Below are 15,007 nucleotides of genomic sequence, written 5' to 3' on the forward strand. Positions count from 1 at the left end.
CTGTCACCGCAGCGGCGTCCCGGCATGAAATCATGGCCGCACCGGCCCAACCGGTGGGCCGCTGCCTTGGGTTGGCGATGGCACAGGACCACAGGCCACAGCCTTCAGGGGGAGGAACGATGGCGGACAGTTTCGGACCGATGCAGGAGGAGGATGCCGACGACGGCGTCGTCGGCATGGGCCCGGACGCGGGCACTCCACGCAAGGAGCCGATCAGAGTCCTGGTCGTGGACGACCATGCCCTCTTCCGCCGTGGTCTGGAGATCGTGCTCGCCGCCGAGGAGGACATCCAGGTCGTCGGAGAGGCGGGCGACGGCGCCGAAGCCGTCGACAAGGCCGCCGACCTGCTGCCCGACATCGTCCTGATGGACGTACGGATGCCCAAGCGCGGCGGGATCGAGGCGTGCACCTCCATCAAGGAGGTGGCCCCCAGCGCGAAGATCATCATGCTGACGATCAGCGACGAAGAGGCCGATCTCTACGAGGCGATCAAGGCCGGCGCGACCGGATACCTCCTCAAAGAGATCTCCACCGACGAGGTGGCCACCGCCATTCGCGCGGTTGCCGACGGGCAGTCGCAGATCAGCCCCTCCATGGCGTCGAAACTCCTCACCGAGTTCAAGTCGATGATCCAGCGCACGGACGAGCGCCGACTGGTGCCTGCGCCGCGGCTCACCGACCGGGAGCTCGAGGTGCTCAAACTGGTCGCCACGGGCATGAACAACCGGGACATCGCCAAGGAGTTGTTCATCTCCGAGAACACCGTGAAGAACCATGTCCGCAACATCCTGGAGAAGCTGCAGCTGCACTCCAGGATGGAGGCGGTGGTCTACGCGATGCGGGAGAAGATCCTCGAGATCCGGTGAGCCGGCCCTCCGTCGAGGCTCACGCGAGCAGGCGGGCGAGTTCCACGGTGAGGGGCTCGCGCAGTTCCGGCGCGTCGACGCGTTCCACCCGTACGTCCGTGCAGTCCACCCAGCTCGCGGCCTCGACGAGGGCCTGGGCCACGGCCTGGACCGCCTTCGGGCCGTCCAGCGTCACCTGCTTGGCCACCAGGGTGCTGCCCTCGCGGGCCGGGTCCACCCGGGCGACCAGATGGCCACCGGCCAGGACCGGCATGGCGAAGTAGCCGTACACCCGCTTCGGCTTGGGGACGTAGGCCTCCAGCCGGTGCGTGAAGCCGAAGATCCGTTCCGTGCGGGCTCGCTCCCAGATCAGTGAGTCGAACGGGGACAGCAGTGTGGTGCGGTGCCGGCCGCGCGGGGGCGTCTGAAGAGCCGCGGGATCGGCCCAGGCGGGCTTGCCCCATCCCTCGACCGTGACCGGGACCAGGCCCGAGTCCGCGATCACCGCGTCGACCTGCTCCCCCTTGAGGCGGTGGTAATCGGCTATGTCCGCGCGCGTGCCCACACCGAGGGACTGGCCCGCGAGCCGGACCAGACGGAGCAGGCATTCGGTGTCGTCCAGCTCGTCGTGCAGCAGCGCTTCAGGGATGGCGCGTTCGGCCAGGTCGTACACGCGCTTCCAGCCGCGGCGCTCCACACAGACCACCTCGCCGTACATCAGCGCACGCTCGACGGCGACCTTCGTCCCGGACCAGTCCCACCACTCGCTGGTCCGCTTGGCGCCGCCCAGCTCCGTGGCCGTGAGCGGGCCTTCGGCGCGCAGTTGCTTGATGACCTGGTCGTAGACGCCGTCGGGCAGCTGGTGGTGCCAGTGCGGGCGGTCGCGGTACGCGCGGCGGCGGAACGCGAAGTGCGGCCACTCCTCGACCGGGAGGATGCAGGCGGCGTGGGACCAGTACTCGAAGGCGTGGGTGTCCCGCCAGTAGGCGTGCTCCACCGTCTTGCGGCCGACGGCGCCGAGGCGCGCGTAGGGGATGAGCTCGTGGGAGCGGGCGAGCACGGAGATGGTGTCCAGCTGGACCGCGCCGAGGTGGCGGAGGACGCCGCGGACGCCCGTCCGACGGTCCGGTGCGCCGAGGAAGCCCTGTGCGCGCAGGGCGATACGGCGGGCGTCGTCTGCGGAGAGTTCGGTGGCGGGTCGCGGGGTCGTCATGGGTTCGGACGATAGGGGATGCCACTGACATTGATGTCGCGCGCGGGCAGGTAGGGGGACGTGGACGGCAGGCCCAGGTCCGACGGGAGCAGGGAGCCCACCCAGCAGTCGCGTCGCACGCCCTTGTTGTTGATCGCGGAGCGCAGGGTGCCCTCGACGGTGAAGCCGACGCGTTCGGCCACCGCGCGGGAGAGTCCGTTGCCGACTTCCGCACGCCACTCCAGGCGGTCGACGGCCAGTGCGGTGAAGGCCCAGCGGGCGGCGGCGAGCGCGGCCTCGGTGACGTAACCGTGTCCGCGGTGCTCCTTGGTGGCCCAGAAGCCGATCTCGCCCACGCCCAGGCCGCGCATGGTGATGCCGAGCATGCCGGCCAGCCGGCCGTCGGGCAGGAAGAGGCCGAAGGTGTACATCGAGTCGTGCGCCCAGCCGTCCGGTGCCGTCTGCCCGGTGAAACTCTCGGCGTGCTCGCGCAGGTAGGGCGAGGGGAACTGGGCGATCCAGCGCTGCGTGTCGGGGTCCTGGGCGGCGGCGTACACCGCCTCGGTGTCCTGCGGGCCCACGGTGCGCAGCAGGAGACGGTCGGTGGTGAGCGTCACGGGTTCCATCGGCCGATTGTGCTCGGGCGGGAGGTGGGAACGCCATGGGATATGCCGTGCGTGAGCGCGTGATCACGGTTCGCGCAAATCCGTGCGACGATGCGGCACCATCCGCGTGGCCCGTCCGTTGTCCCGGGTGGAGCAGCCCCCGGACGGCCAGGCCCTCCCGGCGTGGCCGGGTCCTCGCATACGATGGCCGTTGCTCAGTACGTCAAATGGAAACCGACCGTCCCAAGGCCCGACCGGCAAGGAGACCAGCCCCCGTGTCCGTCCTCTCGAAGATCATGCGTGCAGGCGAAGGCAAAATCCTGCGCAAGCTGCACCGCATCGCGGACCAGGTCAACTCCATCGAAGAGGACTTCGTCGACCTCTCCGACGCCGAGCTGCGGGCTCTCACCGAGGAGTACAAGCAGCGGTACGCCGATGGTGAGACCCTCGACGACCTGCTCCCCGAGGCGTTCGCCACCGTCCGCGAGGCCGCCAAGCGCGTCCTCGGCCAGCGGCACTACGACGTGCAGCTGATGGGCGGCGCCGCCCTGCACCTCGGCTACGTGGCCGAGATGAAGACCGGTGAGGGCAAGACCCTCGTCGGCACGCTGCCCGCGTACCTGAACGCTCTTTCCGGTGACGGCGTCCACCTCATCACGGTCAACGACTACCTGGCCGAGCGCGACTCCGAGATGATGGGCCGCGTCCACAAGTTCCTGGGCCTGAATGTCGGTTGCATCCTCGCCAACATGACGCCGGCCCAGCGCCGCGAGCAGTACCTGTGCGACATCACGTACGGCACGAACAACGAGTTCGGCTTCGACTACCTGCGCGACAACATGGCGTGGTCCAAGGACGAGCTCGTCCAGCGGGGCCACAACTTCGCCATCGTCGACGAGGTCGACTCCATCCTCGTCGACGAGGCCCGTACGCCGCTGATCATCTCCGGCCCGGCCGACCAGGCCACCAAGTGGTACGGCGACTTCGCCAAGCTGGTCACGCGCCTGAAGAAGGGTGAGGCCGGCAACCCGCTCAAGGGCATCGAGGAGACCGGCGACTACGACATCGACGAGAAGAAGCGGACGGTGGCCATCCACGAGTCCGGCGTCTCGAAGGTCGAGGACTGGCTGGGCATCGACAACCTGTACGAGTCGGTGAACACCCCGCTGGTGGGCTACCTGAACAACGCCATCAAGGCGAAGGAGCTCTTCAAGAAGGACAAGGACTACGTCGTCATCGACGGCGAAGTCATGATCGTCGACGAGCACACCGGCCGTATCCTCGCCGGCCGCCGCTACAACGAGGGCATGCACCAGGCGATCGAGGCGAAGGAAGGGGTGGACATCAAGGACGAGAACCAGACGCTCGCCACGATCACCCTGCAGAACTTCTTCCGCCTCTACAAGAAGCTCTCCGGCATGACCGGTACGGCGATGACCGAGGCCGCCGAGTTCCACCAGATCTACAAGCTCGGCGTGGTCCCGATCCCGACCAACAAGCCGATGATCCGCAAGGACCAGTCGGACCTGATCTACCGCACCGAGGTGGCCAAGTTCGAGGCGGTCGTCGACGACATCGCCGAGAAGCACGAGAAGGGCCAGCCGATCCTCGTCGGTACGACGTCCGTCGAGAAGTCGGAGTACCTGTCGCAGCAGCTGAGCAAGCGCGGCATCCAGCACGAGGTGCTCAACGCCAAGCAGCACGACCGTGAGGCGACGATCGTCGCCCAGGCCGGCCGCAAGGGCGCGGTCACGGTCGCCACGAACATGGCCGGCCGCGGTACGGACATCAAGCTCGGCGGCAACCCCGAGGACCTCGCCGAGGCCGAGCTGCGCCAGCGCGGCCTCGACCCCGAGGAGCACATCGAGGAGTGGGCGCACGCCCTGCCCGCCGCCCTGGAGAAGGCCGAGCAGGCGGTCAAGGCCGAGAAGGAAGAGGTCGAGGAGCTCGGCGGCCTGTACGTGCTGGGTACCGAGCGGCACGAGTCGCGCCGTATCGACAACCAGCTGCGCGGTCGTTCCGGCCGTCAGGGCGACCCCGGCGAGTCCCGTTTCTACCTCTCCCTCGGCGACGACCTGATGCGGCTGTTCAAGGCCCAGATGGTCGAGCGCGTGATGTCCATGGCGAACGTGCCGGACGACGTGCCGATCGAGAACAAGATGGTCACGCGCGCGATCGCGTCGGCGCAGTCGCAGGTCGAGCAGCAGAACTTCGAGACCCGTAAGAACGTCCTGAAGTACGACGAGGTGCTCAACCGGCAGCGCGAGGTCATCTACGGCGAGCGCCGCCGCGTCCTGGAGGGCGAGGACCTGCAGGAGCAGGTGCAGCACTTCATGGACGACACCATCGACGCGTACGTCGACGCGGAAACCTCCGAGGGCTTCTCCGAGGACTGGGACCTGGACCGGCTGTGGGGCGCCTTCAAGCAGCTCTACCCGGTGCGGGTCACCATCGAGGAGCTGGAGGAGGCGGCCGGCGACCGGGCCGGGCTGACCGCCGAGTTCATCTCCGAGTCCATCAAGGACGACATCCGCGAGCAGTACGAGGCCCGTGAGGCGCAGCTCGGCTCCGAGATCATGCGTGAGCTGGAGCGCCGGGTCGTGCTGTCGGTCCTGGACCGCAAGTGGCGTGAGCACCTCTACGAGATGGACTACCTCCAGGAGGGCATCGGCCTGCGCGCGATGGCGCAGAAGGACCCGCTGGTGGAGTACCAGCGTGAGGGCTTCGACATGTTCCAGGCCATGATGGAGGGCATCAAGGAGGAGTCCGTCGGCTACCTGTTCAACCTGGAGGTCCAGGTCGAGCAGCAGGTCGAGGAGGTCCCGGTCGAGGACGCCGCGCCGTCCCTCGAGAAGCAGCCGCAGGACACGGTTCCGGCGCAGGCCGGGGCCCGTCCCGAGATCCGCGCCAAGGGGCTGGACGCCCCGCAGCGCCGGAACCTGCACTTCTCCGCCCCGACCGTGGACGGTGAGGGCGGCACGATCGAGGGCGACTTCGAGAACGACGACGAGCCCGTGCGCTCCGAGGCCGACGGTCTCACGCGTGCCGAGCGGCGCAAGCAGGCCAAGGCGGGTCGTCGCCGCAAGAAGTGACCGCACCGCCGGTGACGCACCGGTGACGGGAAGGGCCGGGACCCCTCGAGGGCCCGGCCCTTCGGCTTGCCCTCCCGGTGCTTCAGTCGTCGTCCGGGTGCGGGGTGCGCGGTCCGTCCAGTTCCACCGCCGTGCAGCGCCAGCGGAGGTCGGGGCCCTGCTCCAGGCGGAAGGCCATGGCGCGCAGTTGGTCGCCCGCGCCGATACGGGCGAAGGCCTCGACGGCGCCCGGTCGGGGGACGTAGTAGCCGATGTCCCGGACGACGGGATGGGCGCCACGGGTGCGCAGGGGGCCGGCTTCGGCGAGCCGGGCCAGGTCGTCATAGGCGCGGCCGACGGTGTGCCGGAGCATCCAGTGGACGGGGCGCCGACCGCTCAGCACGGCGAGGAGACGGTCGGCGAAGAGGTCGGTGGGGCGGGGGAGCGGGCGCGGCGCCGCAGCGGTGCGGCCGCCGCCCGGGGCCGTGCCGGCCGTCGGCCTGGCCGGGTCGCGAGGAGGGGCGCCGCCCGGGCGGCGGGGGTCGCGGCGGCTCGGCGGGCGGGTGCCCGGGCGGTGCTGCGCCGCTGCTCTGGTCATGACCTTGTTCATGGGAGTCCCCGTTCGGCGGGCCCGGCTGGTACCGGGCGGTAACTTGCTGGTGGGGACCTTGTACGGGGCCCGGGACGGCATCGGCAAGGAAGGCCCGGCCGGTGTCGGGGGGCGGGGAAGTTCACCTATCCGAGTGGTCGGGAGGGGTTTGGGCCCGGTGCCGAGGGGGTGTGCACGGGTGAACCGGGGGGCGGCGGGTGGACGTGTGGGGCGTCATGGGCGGCAACTCGAAAGAGGACTCCCGCGCGTATCCTGTAGGCCGCTCCTGGAGCGGAGCCCGTCGACCAGAAAGAGCGGCCAGCATGCGCGTCTACGTCCCCCTGACCCTGACCGGGCTCGCCGAGGCGTACAAGACGGGTGAACTGGGAGGCGGCCCGCTCGCCGCGTACGCCGTCACGCCCGGGCTGCGTGAGTGGTACCTCTCCGACGACATCGAGGAACTGGAGTACGCGGCGCTGAGCCGGGCCGCGCTGGCCTCGCTCCGGCTGCTCGCGGCGGATCCGGATGCGGCGCGGCGGCGCGTCGTGGTCGCCGTCGACGTGCCCGACGGCGCGGCCACGGCCGACCCGGACCGCGGGCTCGACCCGGCGGCACTCGGCGAGGTCCGGCTGGCGGGGCCGGTGCGGCTGGCGAAGGCGGCCGCGGTGCACGTGGACGCGGAGGACGCGGAGGACGACGTGGCCGCGGCGGCCGGGGCGCTCGAGGCGGCGGACGGCGGGGACGACGACGCGCAGTTCGTGGTGGACGGTGCCGAGGACCACGAGCTGCTGTGGTTCGCGACGCAGGAGATCCCGAACCTGGTGGGGCTCGGCTGACCCCATCCGTCCCTGATCGTCACTGATTGTCAGTGGCGGCGGGTACGTTTTCAGGCATGGGGATGCACTCAAGCGCGCACATCGTGTGGGACTGGAACGGAACGCTGTTCCACGACAACGAGGCGATCATCGGGGCGACGAACGCGGCCTTCGGCGAGCTGGGACTGTCGCCGATCACACTGGAGCAGTACCGGGCGCTGTACTGCGTGCCGGTGCCGAAGTTCTACGAGCGGCTGCTGGGCAGGCTGCCCACCGACGCCGAGTGGGAGGTCATGGACGACGTCTTCCACCGGTACTACGCCGAGCATCGGGTGCGGTGCGGGCTGACCGAGGGGGCGGTGGAACTGCTGGCGGGGTGGCGGTCCGCGGGGCGCAGCCAGTCGCTGCTGAGCATGTACGTGCATGACGAGCTGGTGCCGCTGGTGCGGGGGTTCGGGATCGAGGCGCACTTCATACGGGTCGAGGGGCGGACCGGGCCGTCGGGCGGCAGCAAGGCCGAGCACATGGTGCGGCATCTCGAGGCGCTGGCCGAGAACGGGGTGGAGCCGGCGCGTACGGTGGTGATCGGCGACGCGGCCGACGACGCGGTGGCGGCGCGGCACGTGGGGGCGCGGGCCGTGCTGTACACCGGCGGGTCGCACAGCCGGGCCAGCCTGGAGTCGGTGGGGGCGCCGGTGGTGGACACGCTGGCGGAGGCCGTGGCGGAGGCGGAGCGCTGCGCGGCTCCGGCGAATTGATCTGCGCCGGGACCGCTCGAGCGAAGCCGAGAGTGGGGGGACCCCCACCGCCCACGTGCCACCCTGGGGCCCCCAGGCCCTTAAGGCACTGGGGGAGGCACGATTGCCCGCAGCCAGGGCGGATGCGCTCGCACGGGCGGATACGCCACCTAGCTCCTCGCCGCCCCTGTGCAGAACGTCAAACTTCCACCCCCCGTTTTGTACGCGAGTGGCTCATGACGAGCCCCCCTCGGGGAGCGATAGCCTTGTGGCGTGATCAGCGCGATAGTTCGCGGGGGCCCTGGTGTCTCCGCCCCGCGCCCGGGGAGCACGGACCGCATCCGTGACCGGGCGGCGGTCGCTGGTCTTCGCGGGCGGGACGGGGGCACGAGGGTCCCCGAGGCACCGCGCACCCCCCGGGCCATGACGTCGCAGAGAGCAGCGTCACACCCGTCGGGCACGCCGAGAATGGCTGATAACCCCCCGCTCATCTCCCCTTGCGGCATAGCGTCGGATCGGACCGGACACCCCGGGCCGTGGCGTCGAGCCGGAAGGAAAGGGACCGTACTTCCTTCTACGTCACGCAACGGCGCGCGACAGGAGCCAGAGGACAATGCAGACCAAGCTGGACGAAGCCAAGGCCGAGCTGCTCGAGAGGGCTGCTCGGGTAGCTGAGAACAGCCCGGTCGGGGGGCACCTACCGACTGGGACCGCGGGCGAGGGCGTACCGGGCACCCCGGGCAGCCCTGACCAGGAATCCACGCTCGCGTTCCTCCAGCGCTACTACCTGCACACCGCCCCCGAGGACCTCGCCGACCGCGACCCGGTCGACGTCTTCGGCGCCGCGGTCTCGCACTACCGCCTGGCCGAGAACCGACCCCAGGGCACGGCCAACGTGCGGGTCCACACCCCGACCGTCGAGGAGAACGGGTGGACCTGCAGCCACACCGTCGTCGAGGTCGTCACCGACGACATGCCCTTCCTCGTCGACTCGGTCACCAATGAGCTGACCCGGCAGGGACGCGGCATCCACGTCGTCATCCACCCGCAGTTCGTCGTCCGGCGCGACCTCACCGGCAAGCTCATCGAGGTGCTGCCCACTGCGCCCGCTGGCGGCGAGCGCCCGCACGACGCGCACGTCGAGTCCTGGATCCACGTCGAGATCGACCGTGAGACCGACCGCGCCGACCTGAAGCAGATCACCTCGGACCTGCTGCGCGTGCTGTCCGACGTCCGCGAGGCCGTCGAGGACTGGGAGAAGATGCGCGACGCGGCCCTGCGCATCGCCGATGAACTCCCGAAGGAATCCGTCCCCGGCGATCTCGCCGCGCCCGAGGTCGAGGAGGCCCGCGAGCTGCTGCGCTGGCTGGCCGCCGACCACTTCACCTTCCTCGGCTACCGCGAGTACCAGCTGCGCGGAGACGACTCCCTGGCCGCCGTCCCCGGCACCGGCTTGGGCATACTGCGCTCGGACCCGCACCACTCCGACGACGAGCAGCACCCCGTCAGCCCCTCCTTCGAGCGGCTCCCGGCCGACGCCCGCGCCAAGGCCCGTGAGCACAAGCTGCTGGTGCTCACCAAGGCCAACAGCCGGGCCACCGTGCACCGGCCGTCGTACCTGGACTACATCGGCGTCAAGAAGTTCAACGAGAACGGCGACGTCGTCGGCGAGCGCCGCTTCCTCGGCCTGTTCTCCTCCGCCGCCTACACCGAGTCGGTCCGCCGGGTACCGGTGATCCGGCGCAAGGTGGACGAGGTGCTGGAGCGCGCCGGCTTCTCGCCGCACAGCCACGACGGCCGCGACCTGCTCCAGATCATGGAGACCTACCCGCGCGACGAGCTCTTCCAGACCCCGCCCGCCGAACTGCAGGCCATCGTCACATCGGTGCTGTACCTGCAGGAGCGGCGACGTCTCCGCCTCTACCTGCGGCAGGACGAGTACGGGCGCTACTACTCCGCGCTGGTCTACCTGCCCCGCGACCGCTACACCACCGGTGTCCGGCTGCGGATCATCGACATCCTGAAGGAGGAGCTGGGCGGCACCAGCGTCGACTTCACGGCCTGGAACACCGAGTCGATCCTGTCCCGGCTGCACTTCGTCGTCCGTGTCCCGCAGGGCACCGACCTGCCCCAGCTCAGCGACAGCGACAAGGAGCGCATCGAGGCCCGCCTGGTGGAGGCCGCCCGGTCCTGGGCCGACGCGTTCGCCGAGGCACTGACGGCCGAGTGCGGCGAGGAGTACGCGGCCGAGGTGCTGCGCCGCTACAACAACGCCTTCCCGGAGGGCTACAAGGCCGACCACAGCCCGCGCGCCGCCGTCGCCGACCTCGTCCACCTGGAGCGGCTGAGCGAGGACAAGACGTTCTCCCTGAGCCTGTACGAGCCGGTGGGCGCCGGGCCCGAGGAACGCCGCTTCAAGATCTACCAGAAGGGCGGCACGGTCTCCCTGTCCGCGGTGCTGCCCGTGCTGAGCCGGCTCGGCGTCGAGGTCACCGACGAACGGCCGTACGAACTGCGGTGCACCGACCGGACGACCGCGTGGATCTACGACTTCGGCCTGCGCATGCCCAAGTCCAAGGCGGCCGGCGGCGCGGAACAGTTGGGCGACGACGCCCGTGAGCGCTTCCAGGACGCCTTCGCCGCCACCTGGACCGGTCACGCGGAGAACGACGGCTTCAACTCCCTGGTGCTCAGCGCCGGCCTGACCTGGCGGCAGGCGATGGTGCTGCGCGCGTACGCCAAGTACCTGCGGCAGGCCGGCTCCACCTTCAGCCAGGACTACATGGAGGACACCCTCCGCAACAACGTCCACACCACCCGGCTGCTCGTCTCCCTGTTCGAGGCGCGGATGTCGCCGGAGCGGCAGCGCGCCGGCCTGGAGATCGTCGAGGCCCTGCTGGAGGAGCTCGACGCGGCCCTGGACCAGGTGGCGAGCCTCGACGAGGACCGCATCCTGCGGTCCTTCCTCACCGTCATCAAGGCGACGCTGCGCACCAACTTCTTCCAGGAGACGCTCGGCGGCAAGCCGCACGAATACGTCTCCATGAAGTTCGACCCGCAGGCCATCCCCGACCTGCCGGCGCCGCGCCCGGCGTACGAGATCTGGGTGTACTCACCGCGCGTCGAGGGCGTGCACCTGCGCTTCGGCAAGGTCGCCCGGGGCGGCCTGCGCTGGTCGGACCGCCGTGAGGACTTCCGTACCGAGATCCTCGGCCTGGTCAAGGCGCAGATGGTGAAGAACACCGTCATCGTGCCGGTCGGCGCCAAGGGCGGCTTCGTCGCCAAGCAGTTGCCGGACCCGAGCGTGGACCGGGACGCCTGGCTGGCGGAGGGCATCGCCAGCTACAAGACGTTCATCTCGGCGCTGCTGGACATCACCGACAACATGGTGGCCGGCGAGGTCGTGCCGCCGCAGGACGTGGTACGGCACGACGGGGACGACACCTACCTGGTGGTCGCGGCCGACAAGGGCACCGCGACGTTCTCCGACATCGCCAACGAGGTCGCGCAGTCCTACAACTTCTGGCTCGGTGACGCCTTCGCCTCCGGCGGCAGCGCGGGCTACGACCACAAGGGCATGGGCATCACCGCCCGCGGCGCCTGGGAGTCCGTCAAGCGGCACTTCCGGGAGCTGGGTGTGGACACCCAGAGCCAGGACTTCACGGTCGTCGGCATCGGTGACATGTCCGGTGACGTGTTCGGCAACGGCATGCTGCTGAGCGAGCACATCCGGCTGGTCGCCGCCTTCGACCACCGGCACATCTTCATCGACCCGAACCCCGACGCGGCCGTGTCCTACGCCGAGCGGCGCCGTGTGTTCGAACTGCCCCGCTCCAGCTGGGCCGACTACGACACCGACCTGCTGTCGGCGGGCGGCGGCGTGTTCCCGCGCAGTGCCAAGGCCATCCCGGTCAACGCACACATCCGCGAGGCCCTCGGTATCGAGGGCAAGGTCACCAAGCTGACCCCGGCCGACCTGATGAAGGCGATCCTCAAGGCCCCGGTGGACCTGCTGTGGAACGGCGGCATCGGCACGTACGTCAAGGCGTCCACCGAGTCCAACACGGACGTCGGTGACAAGGCCAACGACGCCATCCGCGTCGACGGCGCCGACCTGCGCGTCAAGGTCGTCGGCGAGGGCGGCAACCTGGGCCTGACCCAGCTCGGGCGCATCGAGTTCGCGATGCACGGCGGCAAGATCAACACGGACGCGATCGACAACAGCGCGGGCGTGGACACCTCCGACCACGAGGTGAACATCAAGATCCTGCTCAACGGCCTGGTCACCGACGGCGACATGACCGTCAAGCAGCGCAACAAGCTGCTCGCCGAGATGACCGACGAGGTCGGCCGTCTCGTCCTGCGCAACAACTACGCGCAGAACACGGCGATCGCCAACGCGCTGGCCCAGTCCAAGGACATGCTCCACGCCCAGCAGCGCTTCATCCGCCACCTGGTGCGCGAGGGCCACCTCGACCGGGCGCTGGAGTTCCTGCCCACCGACCGCCAGATCCGCGAGCGGCTCGCCCAGGGCCAGGGCCTGACCAGCCCGGAGACTGCCGTCCTGCTGGCCTACACGAAGATCACCGTCGCCGAGGAGCTGCTGCACACCTCGCTGCCGGACGACCCGTACCTGCGGGTCCTGCTGCACGCCTACTTCCCGACCGAGCTGCGCGAGCAGTTCGCCGACCGGATCGACAGCCACCCGCTGCGCCGCGAGATCACCACGACGGTCCTGGTCAACGACACGGTCAACACCGGCGGTACGACCTACCTGCACCGTCTGCGCGAGGAGACCGGCGCCTCCCTGGAGGAGATCGTCCGGGCGCAGACCGCGGCCCGTACGATCTTCTGCTCCGCGCCGGTGTGGGACGCGGTCGAGGCGCTCGACAACAAGGTCGACGCCGACGTCCAGACCCGCATCCGGCTGCACTCGCGCCGCTTGGTCGAGCGTGGCACGCGCTGGCTGCTGAACAACCGGCCGCAGCCGCTGCAGCTCGCGGAGACCGTCGAGTTCTTCGCCGAGCGGGTGGAGCAGGTCTGGCAGCAGCTGCCCAAGCTGCTGCGCGGCGCCGACCTCGAGTGGTACCAGCACGTGTACGACGAGCTGGCCGGCGCCGGTGTCCCGGACGAGCTGGCCACGCGGGTCGCCGGGTTCTCCTCGGCCTTCCCGACGCTCGACATCGTCTCGGTGGCCGACCGCATGGGCAAGGAGCCGCTGGACGTCGCCGAGGTCTACTACGACCTCGCCGACCGGCTGCACATCACCCAGCTCATGGACCGCATCATCGAACTGCCCCGCCACGACCGCTGGCAGTCGATGGCCCGCGCGTCCATCCGCGAGGACCTGTACGCGGCCCATTCGGCCCTCACCGCGGACGTCCTGGCCGTCGGCAACGGCACCTCGACCCCCGAGCAGCGCTTCAACGCCTGGGAGGCGAAGAACGCGGCGATCCTGGGCCGGGCGCGCACCACCCTCGAGGAGATCCGCAGCTCGGAGACCTTCGACCTCGCCAACCTGTCGGTGGCGATGCGGACGATGCGCACCCTGCTGCGCACGCATTCATAGGTCGCCCCCCTCACCGGGCGACGCAGGCACCCCCCGAGCCGCACGGCTCGGGGGGTGCCTCACTTGGATAGAGTCCGGAATGTGAGTTTTCGTCGGACGAGCGTCGCACTGCCCGGCAGAGCCCTTCCGCAGGCCGCCGCCGCGCTCGTCCTGCTCCTGATGCTCCTGGTGATCGTCCGCCTTCCCTGGGTGGGCGACCTCGGGATGCACGCGGCGACGATCCAACGCCTGCGGCACAGCCTGCTGCACCCCGGCAACCCGCTGGTCGACGCGGACACGCCCAGCCCGTACTACTCCCCGTGGATGCTGCTGCTCGGCTGCCTCGCCCGGGTCACCGGGCTGTCGGTGTTCGTGGTGCTGCGCTTCGCCGCGGTCATCGGACTCGGGCTGCTGGTCAGCGGGGTGTGGCGGTACGTCCGGACGCTCAGCGCCGCGCGGGCCGCGCCGGCGGTGGCGCTGCTGTGCCTGCTCCTGCTGTGGGGGCCGAGCCTGTTCGAGTGGAGCGGGTTCCTCGGGCTGAACTCGCTGGCGCTGACGGTGTCGTACCCGAGCGTCTTCGCGCTCGGTCTCGCCTTCCACTTCTGGGCCTGGCTCACGAGGGCGCTGCGCGGCGGTGCCGGGACCGGGCGGGCGGTGTGGCCGGGGCTCGGAGCGCTGTGGGCGCTGATCCTGCTGTGCCACCAGTTCACCGGTGTCGTCGCGTCACTGGGCGCGCTGGCCACGCTGATCGCGGCACGGCCCGGGCGGGCGGTCCTCGTGCGGTCGGCGGTGGCGGTGCTGCTCGGCCTGTTGGTGCTCTGGCTGTGGCCCTACTACGACTTCTTCTCGCTGTTCTCCGCCGGAGCCGGTCTCGAGGCGATCCACCGACCGCTGTACGGGCATCTGCTCGGCCGGTTCGGGCTGGTGCTGCTCGGCGTGGTGGCACTGGGACTGCGGTTCAGGCGTGACCGGTGGGATCCGCTGGTGATCTTCTTCGCGCTGGGGGTGCTCGTGTTCGCCGCGGGCGGGGTGAGCGGCCACTACTCGTGGGGACGGGTGCTGCCGGCCGCGCTGATTCCGGCGCAGCTCGCGGCCGCGCTGGAGGCGGTGGACGCGGTGAACGCGGTACGGGGCGGGCGGCGGAGGACGGTGTGGGCGTGTGCGCTGGGCGCCGCGCTGGCCCTCGGGGTGTGGACGCAAGCGGGGACGGTCGGATATGTCGTGCGGCCGAGTGCCCTGCCCGAGGTGGTGGCGGCACGGTACCGGGCGCCGTGGGCGGGATACCGGTGGATCACCCCGTGGGTGAGGTACGGGGACGTGGTGATGGCCCGGACGAGGCCGGCGCGGCAGATCCCGGCGTACGGGGCGTACACCGTGGCGCCGGGGTATCCCGATGTGTTCCTGACGGACGCGGGGCGCAGGGAGACGGCGGTGCGGCGGTACTTCGCGGCGGGCACTGCGGGGGACGTGCGGCGCGGGATCCTGCGGGCGTACGGGGTGCGGTGGGTGGTGGACCGGGGGAGCGACGCGGGGACCGGCCCGGGGCTGCGGGTGGTGGCCCGGGGGCCGGACGGGCAGGTGCTGTACCGGGTGGCCGGCTCTTGA

Annotated in this window: 9 protein-coding genes; 6 read left to right on the top strand and 3 right to left on the bottom strand. The window is 70.2% G+C overall.

Annotated elements, in window-relative coordinates:
• The first annotated feature begins 119 nt into the window (after window positions 1-119).
• Entirely contained in the window at window positions 120-866 is a 747-nt protein-coding gene (locus tag ACFYZQ_RS29230; protein WP_388805891.1) for a response regulator, read from the top strand.
• 19 nt (window positions 867-885) lie between these two features.
• Here ACFYZQ_RS29230 and ACFYZQ_RS29235 read toward each other — a convergent pair whose 3' ends face one another.
• Together ACFYZQ_RS29235 and ACFYZQ_RS29240 are read right to left on the bottom strand one after the other, a co-directional pair.
• Window positions 886-2,058, bottom strand: coding sequence for a winged helix-turn-helix domain-containing protein (locus ACFYZQ_RS29235; RefSeq protein ID WP_389153927.1), 1,173 nt, complete (start codon window positions 2,056-2,058; stop codon window positions 886-888).
• Window positions 2,055-2,663, bottom strand: coding sequence for a GNAT family N-acetyltransferase (locus ACFYZQ_RS29240; RefSeq protein WP_389153930.1), 609 nt, complete (start codon window positions 2,661-2,663; stop codon window positions 2,055-2,057). Before ACFYZQ_RS29240 ends, ACFYZQ_RS29235 begins: the two co-directional genes overlap by 4 nt.
• A 254-nt stretch (window positions 2,664-2,917) precedes the next feature.
• On the opposite strand from ACFYZQ_RS29240, the gene secA reads away from it, so the two are divergent.
• Window positions 2,918-5,734, top strand: coding sequence for a preprotein translocase subunit SecA (secA, locus tag ACFYZQ_RS29245; RefSeq protein WP_389153933.1), 2,817 nt, complete (start codon window positions 2,918-2,920; stop codon window positions 5,732-5,734).
• Window positions 5,735-5,816: 82 nt separating this feature from the next.
• Here secA and ACFYZQ_RS29250 read toward each other — a convergent pair whose 3' ends face one another.
• Window positions 5,817-6,323 (bottom strand): Rv3235 family protein, encoded by a 507-nt coding sequence (locus ACFYZQ_RS29250; RefSeq protein WP_389153936.1) that lies wholly within the window; start codon window positions 6,321-6,323, stop codon window positions 5,817-5,819.
• Window positions 6,324-6,625: 302 nt separating this feature from the next.
• Here ACFYZQ_RS29250 and ACFYZQ_RS29255 point away from each other — a divergent pair, with 302 nt between their 5' ends.
• From ACFYZQ_RS29255 to ACFYZQ_RS29270, 4 genes are all read left to right on the top strand, one after another.
• Complete coding sequence (locus ACFYZQ_RS29255) at window positions 6,626-7,138, top strand: DUF6912 family protein (RefSeq protein ID WP_389153939.1); 513 nt, start codon at window positions 6,626-6,628, stop codon at window positions 7,136-7,138.
• 56 nt (window positions 7,139-7,194) lie between these two features.
• Complete coding sequence (locus ACFYZQ_RS29260) at window positions 7,195-7,875, top strand: HAD family hydrolase (protein ID WP_389153942.1); 681 nt, start codon at window positions 7,195-7,197, stop codon at window positions 7,873-7,875.
• A 592-nt stretch (window positions 7,876-8,467) separates the two neighbouring features.
• Window positions 8,468-13,423, top strand: coding sequence for an NAD-glutamate dehydrogenase (locus tag ACFYZQ_RS29265; protein ID WP_389153945.1), 4,956 nt, complete (start codon window positions 8,468-8,470; stop codon window positions 13,421-13,423).
• Window positions 13,424-13,582: 159 nt separating this feature from the next.
• Window positions 13,583-15,007: a hypothetical protein gene (locus tag ACFYZQ_RS29270; RefSeq protein WP_389154591.1), complete on the top strand. Its 1,425-nt coding sequence runs from the start codon at window positions 13,583-13,585 to the stop codon at window positions 15,005-15,007.

It is taken from the genome of Streptomyces sp. NPDC001843 (assembly GCF_042891955.1).
In the GTDB taxonomy this organism is placed as follows: Bacteria; Actinomycetota; Actinomycetes; order Streptomycetales; family Streptomycetaceae; genus Streptomyces.